This window comes from Pseudomonas sp. 5.2 (genome assembly GCF_059025405.1).
On record NZ_JBYBHH010000001.1, the window covers coordinates 146398 to 166134 of the forward strand.

Annotated in this window: 17 protein-coding genes; 5 read left to right on the top strand and 12 right to left on the bottom strand. The window is 61.9% G+C overall.

From position 1 onward, the window contains the following. Positions 1-2 precede the first annotated feature (2 nt). On the top strand, positions 3-665 hold the full coding sequence (locus AC5PZ0_RS00695) for a hypothetical protein (protein ID WP_027592985.1): 663 nt from the start codon (positions 3-5) through the stop codon (positions 663-665). 45 nt (positions 666-710) lie between these two features. Beyond that, positions 711-1904, top strand: coding sequence for a D-amino acid dehydrogenase (locus AC5PZ0_RS00700; protein WP_493854098.1), 1194 nt, complete (start codon positions 711-713; stop codon positions 1902-1904). Between the two features lie 214 nt (positions 1905-2118). Here the strand turns inward: AC5PZ0_RS00700 and AC5PZ0_RS00705 are convergent, their stop codons facing one another. The 3 genes from AC5PZ0_RS00705 to AC5PZ0_RS00715 all read right to left on the bottom strand — a co-directional run bounded on the left by AC5PZ0_RS00705 (position 2119) and on the right by AC5PZ0_RS00715 (position 5304). Beyond that, entirely contained in the window at positions 2119-2847 is a 729-nt protein-coding gene (locus AC5PZ0_RS00705) for an aspartate/glutamate racemase family protein (protein WP_027592983.1), read from the bottom strand. Between the two features lie 15 nt (positions 2848-2862). Further along, entirely contained in the window at positions 2863-4395 is a 1533-nt protein-coding gene (locus AC5PZ0_RS00710; RefSeq protein WP_493854099.1) for an NCS1 family nucleobase:cation symporter-1, read from the bottom strand. A gap of 471 nt (positions 4396-4866) precedes the next feature. Continuing rightward, entirely contained in the window at positions 4867-5304 is a 438-nt protein-coding gene (locus tag AC5PZ0_RS00715) for an Lrp/AsnC family transcriptional regulator (RefSeq protein WP_027592981.1), read from the bottom strand. A gap of 133 nt (positions 5305-5437) precedes the next feature. On the opposite strand from AC5PZ0_RS00715, the gene AC5PZ0_RS00720 reads away from it, so the two are divergent. Further along, positions 5438-6334, top strand: coding sequence for a DMT family transporter (locus AC5PZ0_RS00720; protein WP_493854100.1), 897 nt, complete (start codon positions 5438-5440; stop codon positions 6332-6334). Between the two features lie 147 nt (positions 6335-6481). Beyond that, complete coding sequence (locus AC5PZ0_RS00725; RefSeq protein WP_493854101.1) at positions 6482-7408, top strand: class I SAM-dependent methyltransferase; 927 nt, start codon at positions 6482-6484, stop codon at positions 7406-7408. A gap of 119 nt (positions 7409-7527) precedes the next feature. On the opposite strand, the gene AC5PZ0_RS00730 is transcribed toward AC5PZ0_RS00725, so the two are convergent. The 4 genes from AC5PZ0_RS00730 to AC5PZ0_RS00745 form a co-directional block, all read right to left on the bottom strand. Further along, positions 7528-9552 (bottom strand): mechanosensitive ion channel family protein, encoded by a 2025-nt coding sequence (locus tag AC5PZ0_RS00730; protein ID WP_493854102.1) that lies wholly within the window; start codon positions 9550-9552, stop codon positions 7528-7530. A 93-nt stretch (positions 9553-9645) separates the two neighbouring features. Then, positions 9646-10848 (bottom strand): alginate lyase family protein, encoded by a 1203-nt coding sequence (locus AC5PZ0_RS00735; protein WP_493854103.1) that lies wholly within the window; start codon positions 10846-10848, stop codon positions 9646-9648. A gap of 102 nt (positions 10849-10950) precedes the next feature. Beyond that, the gene (locus AC5PZ0_RS00740; protein ID WP_085272522.1) at positions 10951-11949 is read right to left on the bottom strand and encodes a sulfate ABC transporter substrate-binding protein; all 999 of its coding nucleotides are present in this window, start codon (positions 11947-11949) and stop codon (positions 10951-10953) included. A 217-nt stretch (positions 11950-12166) separates the two neighbouring features. Further along, entirely contained in the window at positions 12167-12988 is an 822-nt protein-coding gene (locus AC5PZ0_RS00745; protein ID WP_493854104.1) for an ion transporter, read from the bottom strand. Positions 12989-13120: 132 nt separating this feature from the next. Here AC5PZ0_RS00745 and AC5PZ0_RS00750 point away from each other — a divergent pair, with 132 nt between their 5' ends. Continuing rightward, positions 13121-13846: an RHS repeat-associated core domain-containing protein gene (locus AC5PZ0_RS00750; RefSeq protein WP_493854105.1), complete on the top strand. Its 726-nt coding sequence runs from the start codon at positions 13121-13123 to the stop codon at positions 13844-13846. Between the two features lie 50 nt (positions 13847-13896). Here AC5PZ0_RS00750 and AC5PZ0_RS00755 read toward each other — a convergent pair whose 3' ends face one another. From AC5PZ0_RS00755 to hyi, 5 genes are all read right to left on the bottom strand, one after another. Next, positions 13897-14772: an urea transporter gene (locus AC5PZ0_RS00755; RefSeq protein WP_493854106.1), complete on the bottom strand. Its 876-nt coding sequence runs from the start codon at positions 14770-14772 to the stop codon at positions 13897-13899. 188 nt (positions 14773-14960) lie between these two features. Continuing rightward, positions 14961-16376, bottom strand: coding sequence for a pyruvate kinase (gene pyk, locus AC5PZ0_RS00760; protein ID WP_493854107.1), 1416 nt, complete (start codon positions 16374-16376; stop codon positions 14961-14963). Next, complete coding sequence (locus AC5PZ0_RS00765; RefSeq protein ID WP_099428673.1) at positions 16373-17647, bottom strand: glycerate kinase type-2 family protein; 1275 nt, start codon at positions 17645-17647, stop codon at positions 16373-16375. The genes pyk and AC5PZ0_RS00765 overlap by 4 nt, the downstream gene beginning before the upstream one ends. A 199-nt stretch (positions 17648-17846) precedes the next feature. After that, positions 17847-18740, bottom strand: a complete 894-nt coding sequence (locus AC5PZ0_RS00770) for a 2-hydroxy-3-oxopropionate reductase (protein WP_099428674.1) — start codon at positions 18738-18740, stop codon at positions 17847-17849. A gap of 166 nt (positions 18741-18906) precedes the next feature. After that, positions 18907-19689 carry a hydroxypyruvate isomerase gene (hyi, locus tag AC5PZ0_RS00775; protein ID WP_493854108.1) on the bottom strand — a complete coding sequence of 261 codons (783 nt, stop codon included), beginning with the start codon at positions 19687-19689 and terminating at the stop codon, positions 18907-18909. Positions 19690-19737 lie beyond the last annotated feature (48 nt).

Consider the following 19737-nt stretch of genomic DNA (forward strand, 5'->3'; position numbering starts at 1 on the left):
TGATGAAGTTGCCAACCTTTCTCCGCCGTCGTCGCCACTTGCTGTTGAGCCTCGCGCTCACAGCTGTGGCCATACCGCTGGCGTTGGATGCTGTCGAAAGCCGTGCGCAGCCGGTCGATGGCACCCAGACCCTGGTCTTCCTGCGCCACGCCGAGAAACCGGGCGAGGGGCTGGGGCAACTGAACTGTCAAGGCCTCAACCGGGCATTGGACCTGGCCACGTTGCTGCCAGAACGTTTTGGCAATGCCGACTACGTGTTCGCTGCCAACCCGTCGCGGCATGTCGAGGAGGGCAGCAAGGACGAGAGCTACAGCTATATCCGCCCGCTGATGACCATCACCCCCAGCGCCATCCGCTTGGGCCTGCCGGTGAACATCGACTACGGTGCCAACGACACCGACGCGCTGGCCGAAGAGTTGCTGAGCGACAAATACCGCAACGCGACGGTCTACACCGCCTGGTCCCACGGCTACCTGCCAGAACTCATCAATACCGTGGCCGGCAAGGCCCTGGGTGAGGAGCGGGTGATCACCGAGGACTGGAACGGCGACGATTTCGACACCCTGTATGTGCTCACGCTGACCTGGCACGACGGCAAGGCCAGCCTGCTCAGCCGCAATGTGCGGCAGGGCCTCAATGACGGTGCCCATAGCTGTCCGAGCTGATGCGCTGCTACTGTTTGGGCAAGGAAGCCGAAACAGGGGCCATGCATGAAGCACGAGGTGACGGTCATTGGAGGGGGGGTCATTGGCCTGGCGACGGCCTATGCGCTGGTGCGCGAAGGGTTGTCGGTAGCACTGATCGAGGCGCGGGACAGCCTGGCGTCTGCCACCAGTTTCGCCAATGGCGGGCAGTTGTCGTACCGCTATGTGGCGCCATTGGCCGATGCCGGTGTGCCGTGGCAGGCACTGGGCTGGATGCTGCAGGGGGATTCGCCGCTGCGTTTGCGGTTGCGATTTGACCCGGCGCAGTGGCGCTGGTTACTGGCGTTCATGATGGCCTGTCGCAGCCGTGTCAATGCTCGCAATGGCGCACAACTGCTGGCGTTGGCGCTGGAAAGCCAAGCCGCCCTGGCGCGCTGGCGCGAGGAGGATGGGCTGACGGATTTTGCCTGGCGGCGTAACGGCAAGCTGGTCGCCTTTCGCAGTGAGCGGGCATTCGCCCAAGGGCGCAGGCGCCTGCTCGATCCTGTCAGCCAACGCGTGCTCGATGCCACCGAGCTCAAGGCCCTGGAGCCGGCCTTGGCCGGGGCGCCGTTCGTGGGGGGCGTGCTCACACCTGATGAGGAAGTCGCCGACTGTCACCGCTTCTGTGTACGCTTGGCCGAGCGCTTGCGTGCATCCGGGCAGTGCCAGTTTTTGCTCGGTAAGCCAGTGACTCAACTGGTCACACATCACGATCGGGTGGTTGCGTTGCAATTGGGCAGCGAGCAGGTGGATGTGCAGCGCCTGGTGTTGTGTGCGGGTCATCGCAGTGCGGGGTTGGCGCTACCGGGGTTGAAGTTGCCGGTCTATCCGCTGAAGGGCTACAGCCTGACTGCGCCGATTGCCCCTGAGCATCGGGCGCCGGAGGTCAGTGTTACCGACTACGAGCGCAAGATCGTCTATGCGCGCCTGGACCGCCACCTGCGGGTTGCGGCGATGGTGGATATCGTCGGTTACGATGAAGCGGTGGATGCGCGCCGACTCGACAGCATGCGCCGGCTGGCGCTGGATACGCTGCCCAACGCCGCCGACTACGGGCAGGCGGTGGAATGGGCGGGGATGCGACCAGCGACGCCTACCGGGGTGCCGATCATTGGGGCGACGGCGTATCGGAACCTGTGGCTGAACGTGGGGCATGGGGCACTGGGTTTTACGTTGGCCTGTGGCAGTGGGGAGCGGTTGGCCAGAATGTTGCGCTGACTGGACCGGCCCTATCGCTGGCAAGCCAGCTCCCACCCGAACTATGTAGCCTTCAAGTCTAGCGCCGCACCTGTGGGAGCTGGCTTGCCAGCGATGAGGCCGGAACAAGCACCACAAGACAGTTGCTCCCACAGGTGTCTCAGAACCTTCCGGCCTGTGGTCATCCTGTGGGAGTCGGCTTGCCGGCGTTAGGGCCACTTAAGGCACCTGAATCTTACCGACCGAAGCGCATCGGCCAGCCCACCACTTTCTTCACCCTCGGCGTGGCATAGGTCCGCACTTTGGACGTACTCAACCCCATCCGCACCAGCGACTCGGCAATGGTTACCGCCGCACTTACACCGTCCACCACCGGCACGCCGGTGCGTTGACGGATCTGCTCATCCAGCCCCGCCATGCCACCACAACCCAGGCAGATCACCTCGGCCTTGTCGTCGCGCACTGCGCGCTCGGCCTGCTCGACGATAGCTTCCACGGCACGCTGCGGGTCGGCTTCCAGCTCGAGCACGGCCAGGCCACTGGCGCGCACCGACGCGCAGCGGTCGTACAGGCCGGAAAGCCGCAAGCGGTCTTCGATCAAGGGCACGGTGCGGTCCAGGGTGGTCACCACCGAGTAGGCGTGGCCCAGGTACATGGCCGTGCTGGCGGCAGCATCGGTGATGTCCACCACGGGCACGTTCAACAGCTCTTGCAGGCCTTCGCGGCCGTGCTCGCCGTAGCCGGCCTGAATCACTGCATCGTAGGGCCCATCGTAGGCCAGCACCCGGTCCATCACCGCGATGGCCGCCAGGTAGCTTTCAAAGTTGCCTTCCACCGACTCGGCGCCAAACCACGGGGTCAGGCCGATGATTTCGGTACCTGGCGCGGCAACGGCGCGCGCCTGCTCGGCGATGGCCTCGGTGATGGCTTCGGTGGTGTTGACGTTGGCAATCAGAATACGCATGGCAGTTCTCCCTGATCAGTGGCTGCTGTGGTCAACGGCGATGCACTCACCGCTGACATCCAGGTAGTGGCGGTTGCGTGGCGCGATCAGCAGGTAAAGGGCCGCGGCGATGCCGGCACCGATCAGCCAGGAGAACGGCGCCACGCTATGGAAGTTGGGTACCAGGGCGAGCACGATGGCCAGCACTGCGGCCGGCACAAACGCGGCCACGGCGCGCAGGTTGATGCCCTTGGTGTAGTGATAGGCGCCGGCCGGGTCTTCGCTGTACAGCTGCGGCACGTTGATGCAGCCTTTGCGCAGCAACCAGTAGTCGGCCATGATCACCCCGTACAGCGGGCCAAGCAGGGCGCCCAGGCCCGACAGGAAGTACACGATCACCAGCGGGCTGTTGTACAGGTTCCAGGGCAGGATCAACACCGCGAGGGTGGCGCTGATCAGCCCCGCGCGACGGAAGTTCAGGTGGCGTGGCGCCAGGTTGCTGAGCACGAAGGCTGGGGCGACGAAGTTGGCCATGATATTCACGGCCACCGTGACGATCAGGAAGGCCAGGCAACCCAGGACCAGGAAGAGGGTGTTGGGGATGCTGGCGACGATCTGCGTCGGGCTGTCGATGATCTGGCCGTTGATCTGGAACTGCGCGCCGCACAGCACCACGGTGATCATCGCGAACACCAGGATGTTCACCGGCAAGCCCCAGAAGTTACCGACGCGGATGGTCTTGCGGCAGGGCGAAGAGCGGGCGAAGTCGCAGAAGTTGAGCACCAGGGTGCCGTAGATCGCCAACCACAGGGCACCGCCCGCGAAGATGTTGCGCCACATCTCGTAACCGGTCAGCGGCGCCGCCACCGACCAGGCGATACGCGCGTCGGCCTTGAAGTACATGAACACCGCCAGGCTGGCGACGGTGAGCAGGATCACCGGGCCGGCGAAGGCCTCGTAGCGGCGCACCATCTCCATGCCGTAGGCGAGGATCACCAACTGCACCAGCCATATTGCCACGAAGCAGACCCAGCCCAGGCTCGACAGGCCAAGGATGCTGTCCTGGTCGTGGACGGCAAGTTGCGGCCACACGGCGGTCAGCAGCACGCGCAGCACCACCGAGGCCAGGTAGGTTTGGATGCCGAACCAGGCAATGGCAATGACCGCGCGGATCAACGCCGGTATTTGCGCACCATGGATACCGAAGGCAATGCGGCTGATGACCGGAAACGGTACACCGGTCTTTTGCCCCATGTAACCGGACAGGTTCATGAAGAAGTACACCAGCGCCGCACCAATGGCCAGCGACACCAGTATCTGCCAGCCGCCCAGCCCGAGGGCGAACAGCCCCATGGCGAACGAGTAGTTGGCAATGTTGTGCACATCGTTGGTCCATAACGCAAAGATGCTGTAACCGCCCCAGCGCCGACCTTCGGCCCGTGTTGGGGCGAGGTCGCGGTTGTGCAGGCGTGGGCTCAGTTCAAGTGCTGGCGCAGGGCCGGCAAGTGTGGAGATGGGGTTGCTGCTGGCGACGGAAAGTTCAGGGGCAAGGTCGAGGCTTGTACGCATTCCGGCAGGCTCCTGATGCACGTGGACTGCGATGAGCGGGCAATGCGCACGGGCTCGCCATCTCGTCGGTGCAGCGTTGGCATCACTGGGTTCTGGGCGCGGCGGCCGACGGGTAGGGCGGCGTCGCGGGTTCTTGTGTATTTATGTTTTGCCTAACTTGTATACAAAACACGAACACACAAAAGCGAGTTCCATGCCAGCCGAAAAGCGACGTTCAAGTTGCCATTATTTTGATTTCGTCTTGTTTAACGCTAACTAAATGAAATTAATGAAATAAAAATTGACCAACTAAACAGCTTTTATTTTTTGATCGTTTTGTTAGTTGATCAATTGGTCAAAATTAGTGGCGTGAAGGGTGTAACGTATTGGGGCGAGGCTGAGAAAAGTGCACACAAAAATGGCACCTATGGTGACATTTATGTGTACAAAAAATAGTCAGCTTTTGCCTGTGCCGACCACTTCGAGGCAGGTTCAGCCCATCGGCGGCAGGCGTCGCTTCACCGGGCTCTTCTTGATGATCGCGGTGTTGGTTTCGGCCAGCACATTGATCCGGTCGAGCAGGGTGTCGAGCTGTTCCATCGAGCGCACATGCAAACGCGCAATGAAGCAGTCCTCGCCGGTCACCTTGTCGCATTCGGTGAATTCAGGGATCGCAATGATCTGCCGCTCCACTTCCTGCAACTGCCCCGGCAGCGGGCGAATACGCACGATCGCCTGCAACTGGTAACCAAAACTGCGTGGGTCGACATCAACGGTGTAACCGCGCAAGACGCCGCGTTCTTCCAGGCGGCGCAAACGCTCGCTGACGCTGGGGGCAGACAAGCCACTGATCTGCGCCAGGGCCTTGAGTGAGCGCCGCGAGTCTTCCATCAACGCGTTGATCAGCAGTTGGTCGATAGCATCGGTCATGCGTAACCTCATCAGGCTATTCGGGTGATTTGCCTTGATAGTAAAGGCAAGCTGGCGGATGCGCCTTTGATATCCGCTGGAAGGTCCCCCGCCACCCTTTGCATACTGTTGCCATTATCAACGGAGGTGTGAGATGGACAGTTCATTGCGCCGTGGCTCGCTGGAAATGGTCGCTGCCATGCTGATTTCCGGGACCATCGGCTGGTTCGTGCTGGTGTCGGGCCAGCCAGTACTCGACGTGGTGTTCTGGCGGTGCGTGTTCGGTACCGGCACGTTGCTGGTGATCTGCGCGGCCTTGGGCTTTCTCAAACCGGGTGTGATCGGCCGCACGGCGTTTGTGCTGGCGATTGCCAGCGGTGTGGCCATCGTCGGCAATTGGGTGTTGCTGTTCGCCTCTTATTCACGCGCTTCGATCGCCATCGGCACCGCCGTTTACAACGTCCAACCGTTCATGCTGGTGGGCCTGGCGGCTGTGTTTCTGGGCGAGAAGATCACCTTGCCCAAGGTCACCTGGTTGAGCGTTGCCTTCCTGGGCATGCTGGCTATCGTCAGCGCCCATGGCGTGGGGCAGGGCAGTGGCGAGGATTATCTGCTGGGTATTGGCCTAGCGCTGGGCGCGGCGTTTTTGTATGCAATCGCTGCGTTGATCATCAAGCGCCTTAAAGGTACGCCACCGCACCTGATTGCATTGATCCAGGTTGCCACCGGCGTGCTGCTGCTGGCGCCGTGGGCCAAGCTGGGTGGGTTGCCGGGTGAGACTTCGGCGCTGGCCAGCCTGGTGACCCTCGGCATCGTTCATACCGGGGTGATGTATGTGTTGCTGTACAGCGCTATCCAGCGCTTGCCTACCGCACTGACTGGCGCGCTGTCGTTCGTTTACCCGATTGCGGCAATTCTTGTCGACTGGGTGGCCTTTGGGCACCGGCTGGCACCGTTGCAATGGCTGGGCGTGGCACTGATTCTGCTGGCAGCGGCGGGGATGCAGCAGGGGTGGTGGTTTAGTTCTGCGCGGGTTGCAGCCAAACATTGAGGTGACCTTGCGGGCCTCTTCGCGGGTAAACCCGCTCCCACAGGTATCGTGCTGTCCTTCGAAGCGGTGCAGTACGGGTGGGAGCGGGTTTACCCGCGAAGAGGCCCGCAAGGGTAGAATGCCGCTTTTTCCAGCTTGCGACCCGCCATGACCTCGCCGATCCAGACCCTTGAGCAACACCTGCTCGCCGCCCTCGACCCCGCCCCACAGGAAACCCGTCGCCTGTTCCACGGCCGTGGCCGCTGCTGGCCGGGCCTTGAGCAGGTGACAGTGGACTGGCTGCAAGGCGTGCTGTCGGTGGCGCTGTTCCGTGAGCCGCCTGAAGGCCAATTGGAAGAGTTGGAGGCCATGCTGCGTAACCTCGCCCAGCGCCCGCAATGGCATGGCCAGGCCATCCTCATCCAGCACCGCTACCTGCCGGACAGCCCCGGCCAATGGCTGTGGGGCGAGCCGTGCCAGCAGCGGGAGGTCGTCGAGGATGGCCTGACTTACCTGCTGGACCTGGGCGTACGTCAGAACAATGGCCTGTTCCTGGACATGCGCTATGGCCGACGCTGGGTACGCGAACAGGCAGCAGGCAAGCGGGTGCTCAACCTGTTTGCCTATACCTGCGGTTTCTCGGTAGCGGCCATTGCGGGTGGGGCGGAGCAGGTAGTGAACCTGGACATGGCCAAGTCGGCGTTGTCCCGCGGGCGAGACAACCACCGGCTCAATGGCCACGATGCGTCACGGGTGGCGTACCTGGGGCATGAGCTGTTCAAGTCCTGGGGCAAGGTGCGTAAGTACGGGCCCTATGACTTGATCATCATCGACCCGCCCACCTTCCAGAAGGGCAGCTTTGTGCTGACCCAGGATTACGCGAAGATTCTGCGGCGGTTGCCGGAGCTGCTGAGTGAGGGCGGGACCGTGCTGGCCTGTGTGAACGACCCGGCGATCGGGCCAGAGTTTTTGATCGAAGGCATGGCCGAGCAGGCGCCGGCGTTGGCTTTTGTCGAGCGGCTGGAGAACCCGCCGGAGTTTCCTGATGCGGATCCGGCTGGGGGCCTTAAAGCCTTGGTATTCCGGCAGGGTTGAGGCTTGCTTTGCCGGCCCCTTCGCGGGCAAGCCCGCTCCCACAGGATCAGCTCAACATTCGAGCGCAATAGAGCCCTGTGGGAGCGGGCTTGCCCGCGAAGGGGCCGGTGAAGCCTGCATCACGCTGAAACTCCACGCATAGGCAGCGGATACACCTGGGCAAAGCTCACCTGCTCCGTCTGGTCCACCCGCTTCTTCAGCCGCTCGTTGAACGCGCGGCTCACCGCATACTGCCCACCGGAAATGGTGCGGAACTGCGCCGTCAGCACAAACCCGTTCAAGTCCATGCGGTCCACCCCGAATACCTGCAACGGCCCCTGCAGGTTGATGCGCAGCAGCGGGTCGTCGCTGATCGACTGCCCCACCTCATGGATCAGCGCCAGCGACTGGTCCACATCGCTGTCGTAGGTGAATTGCACCGAGAAAAACGCATAGGCGAACTGCCGCGACTGGTTGGTAACCGCCTTGATCTGGCCAAACGGCACCGAGTGCACAAACCCCTTGCCGTCGCGCAGGCGCAGGGTACGGATGGTCAGGCTTTCGACAGTGCCGGCGTGGCCGGAGTCGAGCACCACCCAGTCGCCGATCGAAATGGTGTCTTCGATCAAGATGAACAGCCCGGTGATCACGTCCTGCACCAGTTGCTGCGAGCCAAAGCCGATGGCCAGGCCGATCACCCCGGCACCGGCCAGCAGCGGCGCGACGTTGATGCCCAGGTTGGCCATGGTGGTGATGGTGCAGATGACGATCAGCACCACTTTGATGGCATTGCGCAGCATGGGCAGGATGGTCCGCACCCGCGTGCTCGGCTGGCGCGCGGTACGGCGCCCGGGCGCTGGTTTGAGTGCTTCCTGGATGGCGGTGTCGAGCACCACCCAGAGCAGCCAGGTGACCAGCAGGATCAGGCCGATGCTCGACAGCGAATTGCTGATGGCCTGGCCCAGGCGGTTGCTCAGGGCGAAGCCGATCACCGAGACGCCCCAGATACGCCCCAGCAGTTCGATGAAGGCCACCGCCATGGCAATGCGCAGCAGCGCGTGGGCCAGGCTGCGCAGCAGTTCCTTGTAAGGCCGTACCCGTTGCCCAGCATCGGCTTCGCGGGGCGCCAACAGGTGTTGCAGCAAAGTACTGAGAAAAACCGTGGACACCAGCAGCACCGTGGTCAGCAAGGCTTTTTGCAGCGCCTTCTGGCTTTCTTCGCCAGCGCCGATCAGGTGAATGGCCGAGACCAGGATCATCAGCAGGATCGGCAAATACCACACCACCGAGAAGATGCGCAGGGTTTCCTGCACCGCCCGGTGTTGCAGGCGGTCCTTGAAGGCGCGGTTGCGGATCAGGTGGGCAACCGGGCGGCGCAGGCGAATCACCAGGCTGGCAAAGATGACTGTGGCGGTGAGGCCGGTGAATACCGCGATGCTGGCGGTGATGTTGCCGCCTAACTGGCGGGCGATCTGAGGGCTGGTCAGCGCATCGCTCCAGGCAGCCAGGAAGCCGATCAGGAACAGCGGGCGCGGTGCCAGGCGTTTGATCACTGCCACGGCCGGGCGTTTGTGGCCGGCATCGAACAGGGTGATCAGGCACAGGATGATCGAGGTAGAGAACAGGCCGCTGCTGGTGGCGTACGCCAGGCTCAGGCCCAGGGCGCGGGCGATCGATGGGTCAAGGAAGCGGCTGACATACAAGGTCAGCGGCAAGCTGGCCAGGGCGGGAAGCGTATAGGGCAGCAGGTAGCCGAGCAGGCTGCTGGCGCGCGGGCGGTCGCGCAGCCATGCCGTGCGGGCGCTGCGCGTGGCGCCCCAGCGACCAAGGGTGGTGAGCACTGCGAAGGCCGCGGCCCAAGTGAATGTCAGCAGGATGAAGTTACCTGCCAGGGTGAGCGAGTCACTGGCCGAATGGCGATCGACCAGGCGTTCCATTTCCTGTGCCGCACGGTCGGTGCGCAGGCGCCAGGCGTCAACCAGGTGGGCATCCAGGTCAAGCTCCTGGGCGGCACTGTCCAGGCCGTCGGCCAAGGCACCGAGCAGGCCGCCCTGAAGTACCGGCTCCGGTTCGGCAGGTTGTGCTTCGGTGGGGGCGGGGTCGGCCGCCAGTAGGTGGGTGCTCAGCAGGCAGCCGAGCAGCAGGGTGGTGAGGTAGCGCAGCACTGGAGTACTCCTTGGGCCGGGATGAGCGGGGCAGGGTTACTCCAGAAACTGAGCCGTTCAGCGTCGCGAAAGTTCGATGTGGGTGTGAATGGGTCAGCGATCGCCTTGCAGCGAGCCCGTCAGCCCATGGGTGAGCGTTTCCCAGCGCAGGTGAAACGCGCCAACTTGTGGGCGTACTTTGGCCAGAAATGTTTGCGTCTCGGGCAGGTTGGCCCCTTTGCGCAGTGCGTAATGGTTGTAGGCAATTTCGAAGGTGCCGCTGATGTTGTCGCGGATAGGCGCCTTGCAGAGCGGCTGCGGGATGTTGCCATTCATCTGCGCGCTATGCAGTTCCAGCGCTGCGACGATGCGTTGCTGCTCTTTGCTATACAAATCGACGCCCTGCAGCCTGGCGGTTTCTGCGACATTGATGATGGCTGCCAAGCCCATCGAAGTGTGAGCGAGGTCACGGCAGGTTTCTTGGCTAAGGCCCTTCACGTAGTGAGTGGGAAAGTGCCAGTGCGCCTCGATCCGATCGTCATCGAGTTTGCACCACGGCGCATTGGGCGGCCTGTTATCGTCTTGCTCGTCATAAATGTAAGCAGGTACGAGTTGATGCCAGCGCTCGATGGCTTCGTCGAATAACGCGCGGTCATCCGTGACGATACCGATATTGGTCATTGCCTCAATCGCGGTGGCATGCCAGTTCTTGTTATGGCACAGCGAGCCAGAGATGAACATCTGCTTGATATTTGGGAGGTGCTGCTCTGTGAGCATTTTCTTAACCTTCGCCCGTTCATCCGGCAACCAACCGGTGTAGCCTTCATCGACGATTTCAAGGCCCCGGGTAAAGAGTGCGGCGGTCCAGGCAGCTTGCAATGGACCATTACTTGCCTGATGTCCGCCCGTGAGCGTCGTTGCCCACGCCAGCAGAACGCTTCTAACATTCGCGGCATATTGAGGATTACCGGTATACGACCACAGCAACGCCTGTGTGTACGTCGCCGCTGCGTCATCCATTTCTTCAAAGCAGCCAACGCGCGGATTAGTGGAGCCTGAGCCGCATTCAACTGTGGCGAAGGGGGTGGCCTTGTAGTCCTCAGCGGCCCATTTACTGTCTTTGGCTTGCGCAAAGGCATCCTTCCAAGGCTGCGTGTCCAATCGGGCTTTGACGAGATTCAAAAGTGCGGTGTCAACCAGGATGCCCGGGTGGTTCAGTGGGAGCGTGACAGGCGGCGAAAGGCGGTGGGAGTCTGCAGAAATGGCCGTACTGAGGCCTGCAAGGGCGAGCGCGGAGATTAAAAGGAATTTACGCATGTGAGTGCCTCATTGAGTAATGAGGCCCATGCTGTCAAGTTTCTGAAGTACGGCTACTCCTAGAACTATCAGTAGCCGTACGGTGAGGACTGTGTTTGTAAGTTACTGCCCGCTGTAAATCTGGTCGAACACACCACCGTCGTTGAAGTGGGTCTTCTGCACGGTACGCCAGTCACCAAAGGTTTTTTCCACCGACAGGAAGTCCACTTTCGGGAAGCGGTCGGTGTACTTGGCCAGCACCGCCGGATCACGTGGGCGCAGGTAGTTGTTTGCAGCGATTTCTTGTGCCGCTGGCGACCACAGGTACTTCAGGTATTCCTCGGCCACGGCCTGGGTACCTTTTTTCGCCACCACCTTGTCGACCACGCTCACCGGTGGCTCGGCTTCGGCCGAAACACTTGGGTAGACCACTTCGAACTGGTCGCGGCCGAACTCGCGGGCGATCATTTCGGCTTCGTTTTCGAAGGTCACCAGTACGTCGCCGATCTGGTTGGTCATGAAGGTGGTGGTCGCGGCGCGGCCACCGGTATCCAGCACTGGCGCCTGTTTGAACAGTTTGCCGACGAAATCGCGGGCCTTGGTCTCGTCACCGCCTTGCTTGAGCACATAGCCCCACGCCGAGAGGTAGGTGTAACGGCCGTTACCCGAGGTTTTCGGGTTGGGCACGATCACTTGTACGCCGTCCTTGAGCAGGTCTGGCCAGTCTTTCAGTGCCTTGGGGTTGCCTTTGCGCACGATGAACACGGTGGCCGAGGTGAACGGCGCGCTGTTGTTCGGCAGGCGGGTGACCCAGTTGTCCGGCACCAGCTTGCCGTTGTCGACCAGGGCGTTGATGTCGGTGGCCATGTTCATGGTGATGACATCGGCCGGCAGGCCGTCGATCACCGCGCGCGCTTGCTTGCTCGAGCCGCCGAAGGACATCTGCACATTGACCTTCTCGTTGTGCTCGGCTTCCCAGTGTTTCTGGAAGGCCGGGTTGTAGTCCTTGTAGAAGTCGCGCATCACGTCGTAGGAGACGTTGAGCAGGGTCGGGGCGGCCTGGGCGAGGTTGCCGAGGGCCAGGCCTGCGGCGAGCAGCGAGGCGGTGAAGAGTTTTTTCACGTTGCTTCCTTGTTCTTGAAGGTTATTGGGGCAGATTGCCAGCGACTATAGCGGCTGGGTTTATGCGGGTTAAAGAACAAAAACGACTTTGGTTATGCTTCTGCCTGTGCCGGCCCTTTCGCGGGTAAACCCGCTCCCACAGGATCACCACAGGCCTGAGCAGTGCGCGTTCCCTGTGGGAGCGGGTTTACCCGCGAAAGGGCCGGCACAGGCAGCATCACTGCTTGGGAAATAGCCCATTGCCGCAGCGCGAACAGAATGACGCATCGTGTTCGTGGCTGCTCTTGCGGCAGGTTGGGCAGTCATGCTGCAACTGTTCACCGCGCATGGCGTTAGCCAATTCGGCGGTAAAGATGCCGGTAGGCACGGCGATGATCGAATAACCGGTGATCATCACCAGTGACGACAGCACCTGCCCCAGCGGCGTCTTCGGCACGATATCGCCAAAGCCTACCGTGGTCAGGGTGACAATGGCCCAATAGATGCCTTTGGGAATGCTGGTAAAGCCGTGCTCCGGCCCTTCGATCACGTACATCAAGGTGCCGAACACCGTCACCAGGGTCGAGACAGTGACCAGGAACACGATGATCTTCTGCTTGCTGCCCCGCAGCGCGGCCATCAGGTAGTTGGCCTGCTTGAGGTACTGGCCAAGCTTGAGCACGCGGAAGATCCGCAGCATGCGGATGACCCGGATGATCAGCAGGTATTGCGCGTCGCTGTAATAGAGGGCGATGACCCCGGGGACGATCGCCAGCAGGTCGACCAGGCCGTAGAAGCTGAAGGCGTAGCGCAGGGGCTTGGGCGAGCAGTACAGGCGCGTGAGGTATTCGGCCAGGAAGATCGCGGTGAAGCCCCATTCGATGGCAGCGAGCAGGCCGGCGTAGCCTTGGTGTATTTCGTCGATGCTGTCGAGGATCACCGTGACCAGGCTGGCAAGGATGATCAGCAGAAGGGTCTTGTCGAAGCGGCGCCCGGCGACGGTGTCGGTCTGGAAGACGATGACGTAGAGCCGTTCGCGCAGGGATTGTGGGGTGGACATGGTACCTGTTCCAGTAATGTAAGCGCCAAGCATAGAGGGTCTTGACCTGTGCGACCTGATAAATTTGTCAGTTTCAACTTTGCTGGCGATGGTCACAATGTGATGTGGGTACCTATCCGAGCAGAGGATGCTATGAACAAAAAACAATTTCAGTCTTTGATTCTGCAATCAGATCTTACGGCCAGTGTGGTTGGCGAGCTCGGCAAGGCTCAAGCAACTCTGAGCTATACGGTTTACGGATATATGGCAAGCAGGGAGCTTGGTGGGTTGGGCTTTCAGGGACAATGGTTGAATGATCTTACCCACAGCTACCCACTGGGTAATGGATACCGGCTATATAGCCCATCGCTGATGAGGTTTTTAAGCCAGGATGCATTAAGTCCATTTGATAAGGGCGGGCTGAATGCTTATGCATATTGCGAAGGTGATCCGGTCAATCGCTCAGACCCGACGGGCGGAACATGGGGTGGCAGAAGCAATTCGCCTCCCCCACAGCAAAGGATGGTAGTCAAGCCCGTGACAAATGATCGATTTGCCCTGAATTTCAAAAAAATTCCGGGAAGGGCTGTGCGTGTGGAACCTGTTTCTGCAGAAGTCGTAAAAGAACGTTCATTAGACGAAAGCTTGGTGTCACCATTACCAACCATTAATAAGCATGGAGAGTTTCGGCAAAAAGATGGGGGATCGCAAATAAGTCCGGTTGAGCAGCCGATTGGGCCTGACCAGTGGATTGCTAATCACCAGCGTGCCCAGGGCAGTGAAATTGGCGATATTGAGCGTAAGATGATTCTAGTCAGGGAGCAGCAGAAGCGGGAGGAAATTGTGAATCGGGTGTTCGTTTTCGGCGACGTCTATTAAATATGACTGCTTGTCTGTGAGAGACCGGCACGTCCGATGTGCTTCAGTCATCAATTGGGTAGACGCCAGGAGTATCGCCGCAGTAAAAGTTGCCAGAACTGGTTACCTGAATGCATTAGCCAGCAGGCCAGTACAAAGGGGGCTGTCAGTCCTGAAATCGGCATCAAGTTCAACAGCGCTTGCAGCAACAGGGCCAGGGCAATTGCCAACAACGTCACCCAGGGTTTTTCACTCTGGCGGCTGAAGGCCAGTGCCGCAAGCGCTGCGTTGAAGCCGTATAGTCCCATCCAGGCCACCTGCGTCTGGTCGATGAGCAGCGCGACGCCGCCCCCGATGGCAGAGCCGATCACGGCCCACATAGCCGCGTAGGGGCTGGCGATGAACATGCCGACGATGATCAGCAGCCCGGCGAATGGATTATCAAGCAGGAAGATCTGGCCGACACCGCGCGCCAGGGCGTACAGCGGGTCTGGCTCGGCAAAGACAGCCGTCGAGGGTTCAGCGATCAGCAAAGCGCCCCAGCCCAACAGCACGAACGGCGCCGTATAAGCGATCAGCAACTTGCCACCGCGCTTGCGCCATTGGTGGGTGATGATGCTCGATAGCCCACCGGCTGCGAGGATCAGCGGCGGCATGATCGCTGACCACGGCAGTACCGCACTGATCAGGATGCCGATCAGCACGCCGTTGTAACAGTACAACCCGGCCTGGCGGTCGGCGCGGTCGTAGCCGCGGCGCTGGGCGGTGAGCAGGCCTGCAAGGGCGCCGAGCAGGGCGCCGCCGACCAGGTTGGGGGCGGTCAGCAGGATGGCCAGCAGGCAGCACAGGCCGCACAGGGGGTTGCGCAGCAGCAGCACCTGGCTGAAGCCGTTGAGCAGCGCCGTGGCCCAGTCGGGGCACGGGTTGACGAAATTTTTGGTGTACATGGGCAGTCGGTAAGGTTGATTGAAAAGCGGTGGGCCTCTTTGGGCCTCGGTTTTCCGCAGGGTTTTTGACGCTGAGCAAGGGGAGGGCTTTGCCCTCCATCGCAGGCAAGCCAGCTCCTACAGGGACCGCGTACGGCCTGTGGGAGCCGGCTTGCCGGCGAAAGGGGCGCAGAGCGCCCCCCCGGATTTCAGACCAAGGTCTCGATCCGCAGCGTATTAGTCGAACCCGGCTTGCCGAAAGGCACACCGGCGGTGATCAACAGCGTATCCCCGCGGCTGGCCATGCCTTGCGCCTGGGCAATTTCCAACGCGGTCGAGCAGATTTCGTCAACCTGACGCAGGCGGTCGTTGACCACCGAATGCACACCCCAGGCCACGCTCAGGCGGCGCGCCGTGTTCAGGTTCGGCGTCAGGTTGAGGATCGGCGCCCGTGGCCGCTCGCGCGCGGCACGCAGCGTCGAGGCGCCCGACTCGCTGTAGTTGACCAGCACCGCCACCGGCAGAATGCCGCTGATACGGCGGATCGCGCAGCTGATGGCGTCCGACACGGTGGCTTCGGCTTTCGGCCGGCCAACGTCGAGCTGGGCCTGGTAGTCGGGGCCGTTTTCCACTTGGCGGATAATCTTGCTCATCATCTGCACGGCTTCCAACGGGTAGTCGCCCGACGCGGTCTCGGCCGACAGCATCACCGCATCGGCACCTTCGGCCACGGCGTTAGCCACGTCGGTGACTTCGGCGCGCGTGGGCGCCGGCGAGAAGCGCATGGATTCGAGCATCTGCGTGGCCACCACCACCGGTTTACCCAGCTGGCGGCAGGTGCCGATGATGCGCTTCTGGATCTGCGGCACGCTTTCGGCGGGTACTTCCACGCCCAGGTCACCGCGGGCCACCATGATCGCGTCTGCCAGTTCGGCGATTGCCTGCAGCTGTTCGACCGCCGAGGGTTTCTCGATCTTGGCCATCAGGTAGGCACGGTCGCCAATCAGCTGGCGTGCTTCGGTGATGTCTTCCGCGCGCTGCACGAACGACAGGGCCACCCAGTCCACGCCCAGCTCCAGGCCGAAGGCCAGGTCGCGACGGTCTTTTTCGGTGAGCGGGGAGAGGTCGAGCACCGCTTGCGGCACGTTGACGCCCTTGCGGTCGGACAACTCACCACCGTTCAGCACGGTCGTGTCGATAGCGTCGGCGTGCTTGGAGGTCACCCGCAGGCGCAGGCGGCCGTCGTCCACCAGCAGGTCCATGCCCGGCTCCAGCGCGGCGATGATTTCCGGGTGGGGTAGGTTGACCCGCTCGCTGTTGCCCGGCGTTGTGTCCAGGTCCAGGCGCAGTGACTGGCCGCGCTGCAGTTGCACCTTGCCTTCGGCCAGGCGGCCAACGCGCAGTTTCGGCCCCTGCAAGTCCATGAGGATGCCCAGCGGGTAGTTCAGTTGCTGCTCGACTTCGCGGATCCACTGATAGCGCAGGGCATGGTCGGCGTGCTCGCCGTGGCTGAAGTTGAGGCGGAAGATGTTCACCCCGGCTTCGACCAGTTGACGGATGTCGTCGATGCCGTTGATCGCAGGGCCAAGGGTGGCGAGGATTTTGACTTTTTTATCAGGCGTCATGATTGCGGAGTCTCGAGGATCAGAATGGCGCGGAAGTCGTTGACGTTGGTGCGTGTCGGTTCGGTGACGATCAACGCATCGAGCGCGGCGAAGTAGCCGTAGCCGTTGTTGTTGTCCAGCTCGTCACTGGCCGACAGGCCCAAAGCTTCGGCGCGGGCATAACTGCAAGGGGTCATGAAGGCGCCGGCGTTTTCTTCGGAGCCATCAATGCCGTCGGTGTCACCGGCCAGCGCGTACACGCCCGGCAGGCCCTTGAGGTTTTCGGTGAGGCTGAGCAGGAACTCGGCGTTGCGCCCGCCGCGGCCGTTGCCGCGTACGGTGACGGTGGTTTCGCCACCCGACAGGATCACGCAGGGTGCCTTGAGCGGCTGGCCGTGCAAAACGATCTGCCGGGCAATGCCAGCATGCACCTTCGCCACTTCACGCGACTCGCCCTCCAGGTCGCCCAGAATCAGCGGGCTGAAGCCAGCCTGGCGCGCTTTGACGGCGGCGGCTTCCAGCGACTGCTGGGGCTTGGCGATCAGTTGGAAATGGCTGCGGGCCAGAGCCGGGTCATCGGCCTTGACGGTTTCCGAGGCCGGGTTGTTGAGCCAGTCGATGACGGCCTTGGGCGCTTCGATGTTGTACCGCTTGAGGATGGCCAAGGCGTCGGCGCTGGTGCTTGGGTCGGCGACGGTGGGGCCGGAGGCGATGACCGTGGCCAGGTCGCCCGGTACATCGGAAATGGCATAGGTGTAGACCGTGGCCGGCCAGCAGGCCTTGGCCAGGCGGCCGCCCTTGATCGCCGAGAGGTGCTTGCGCACGCAGTTCATCTCGCCGATGGTGGCGCCGGACTTGAGCAGCGCCTTGTTGATGTGTTGCTTGTCGGCCAGGGTCAGGCCCTCGGCGGGCAGTGCCAGCAGTGCCGAACCACCGCCAGAGAGCAGGAAGATGACACGGTCGTCTTCGTTCAGGTTGCTGACCAGCTCCAGCACGCGCTTGGCCACGGCCAGGCCGGCGGCATCGGGGACCGGGTGAGCGGCTTCGACCACCTCGATTTTCTGGCAGTTGGCGCCGTGGCCATAACGGGTGACGACGAGGCCGGACACTTCGCCCTGCCAGCTTTTCTCGACCACTTCGGCCATGGCGGCTGCGGCCTTACCGGCGCCGATGACGATCACCCGGCCGCTACGGTCGGCGGGCAGGTAGGGTTCGAGGACTTGGCGCGGGTGGGCGGCGGCGATGGCTGTGTCGAACAGCTCGCGAAGAATTTTTTGCGGATCGACCGACATGGCAGGCTCCCAAATTATTGTTGTTCTGCAGAATCGAAAACGCCCCTGGAACTGCCTCCGTGCAGGCCGAACCAGGGGCGGGTGTTGCTCGGTGTTGGCTGCTTCGCGGGCAAGCCCGCTCGCACAGGGTTGTCGTGGCCCTCAGGCCTTGTAGATAACCTGTGGGAGCGGGCTTGCCCGCGAAGGGGCCAATGGATGCTTACTTGTCGTCGCGGATCGAGAAGTTGGCCATGTGCTCCAGGCCTTTGATCAGCGCCGAGTGGTCCCAGTTGCCGCCACCCAGGGCCTGGCAGGTGTTGAACACTTGCTGGGCGTTGGAGGTGTTGGGCAGGTTGATGCCCAGTTCCTTGGCGCCTTGCAGGGCCAGGTTCAGGTCCTTCTGGTGCAGGTTGATGCGGAAGCCTGGGTCGAAAGTGCCTTTGATCATGCGCTCGGCGTGCACTTCGAGGATTTTCGACGAAGCGAAGCCGCCCATCAGTGCTTCACGCACCTTGGCTGGGTCGGCGCCGTTCTTGGCGGCGAACAGCAGGGCTTCGGCAACCGCCTGGATGTTCAGCGCAACGATGATCTGGTTGGCCACCTTGGCGGTCTGGCCGTCGCCGTTGCCACCCACGCGGGTGATGTTCTTGCCCATGGCTTCGAACAGCGGCAGGGCGCGCTCGAAGGCTTTCGGGCAGCCACCGACCATGATGCTCAGGGTCGCGGCCTTGGCGCCGACTTCACCGCCGGACACCGGGGCGTCCAGGTAGGCGGCGCCGGTGGCCTTGATCTTCTCGGCGAAGGCTTTGGTAGCGGTCGGCGAGATCGAGCTCATGTCGATCACGACCTTGTTCGGGCCGACACCTTCGGCCACGCCGTTCTCACCGAACAGGACGGCTTCCACCTGCGGGGTGTCGGGGACCATGACGATGATGAATTCAGCTTCCTGGGCCACTTCTTTCGGGTTGGCCAGGGCCACCGCGCCAGCGGCGATCAGGTCGGCCGGGGCGGCGTCGTGGTGGGTGGAAACGAACAGGCTGTGACCTGCTTTTTGCAGGTTCTGAGCCATGGGCTTGCCCATGATGCCGGTGCCGATAAAGCCGATTTTAGCCATGAGAGATTACCTCGTTGTATTTGTTGAATCTCGATGGAGCAGGCAATGCAGGCCCTTGTAGGAGCAGCCTTGTGCTGCGAAGAGGCCGGTATGACAGGCAGATCTTCTAGCGCAGCGATGGCCTCTTCGCAGCACAAGGCTGCTCCTACAACGTGCGTATGCGCCCTTAAATTGCGTTGTGGGTCTTCAGCCAGCCCAGGCCCGCTTCAGTGGTGGTCAGCGGCTTGTACTCTGCGCCCACCCAACCCTGGTAGCCGATGCGGTCCAGGTGCTCGAACAGGAAGCGGTAGTTGATCTCGCCGGTGCCTGGCTCGTTGCGGCCTGGATTGTCGGCCAGCTGGATGTGGTTGATCAGTTTCAGGTTGGCTTCCATGGTGCGAGCCAAGTCACCTTCCATGATCTGCATGTGGTAGATGTCGTACTGCAGGAACAGGTTGTCGCTGCCGACTTCGGCCTGGATTTCCAGGGCTTGCTTCGTGGTATTCAGGTAGAAGCCTGGGATGTCGCGGGTGTTGATCATTTCCATGACCAGGCGGATCCCGGCGGCTTTCAGTTTTTCGGCGGCAAACTTCAGGTTGTCGACGAAGGTTTTGCGCACGTCGGCGCATTGCAGGCCTTGCGGGCGGATGCCGGCCAGGGCGTTGACCTGGGTATTGCCCAGGACCTTGGCGTATTCGATGGCCTTGTCGACACCGGCGCGGAACTCTTCAATGCGGTCGGGGTGGCAGGTGATGCCACGCTCGCCTTTGGCCCAGTCGCCGGCCGGCAGGTTGAACAGCACCTGGGTCAGGCCGTGCGCATCGAGCTGCTGCTTGATTTCGGCGGCGCTGAAATCGTACGGGAAGAGGTATTCGACGCCGCTGAAACCAGCATCGGCGGCGGCCTTGAAGCGGGCCAGGAAGTCCTGTTCGGTGAACAGCATGGACAGGTTGGCAGCGAAGCGAGGCATGAGTTGTCTCCTTGCGATGAAGGCCCCCAGGGCATGCCTGGGGGCGTC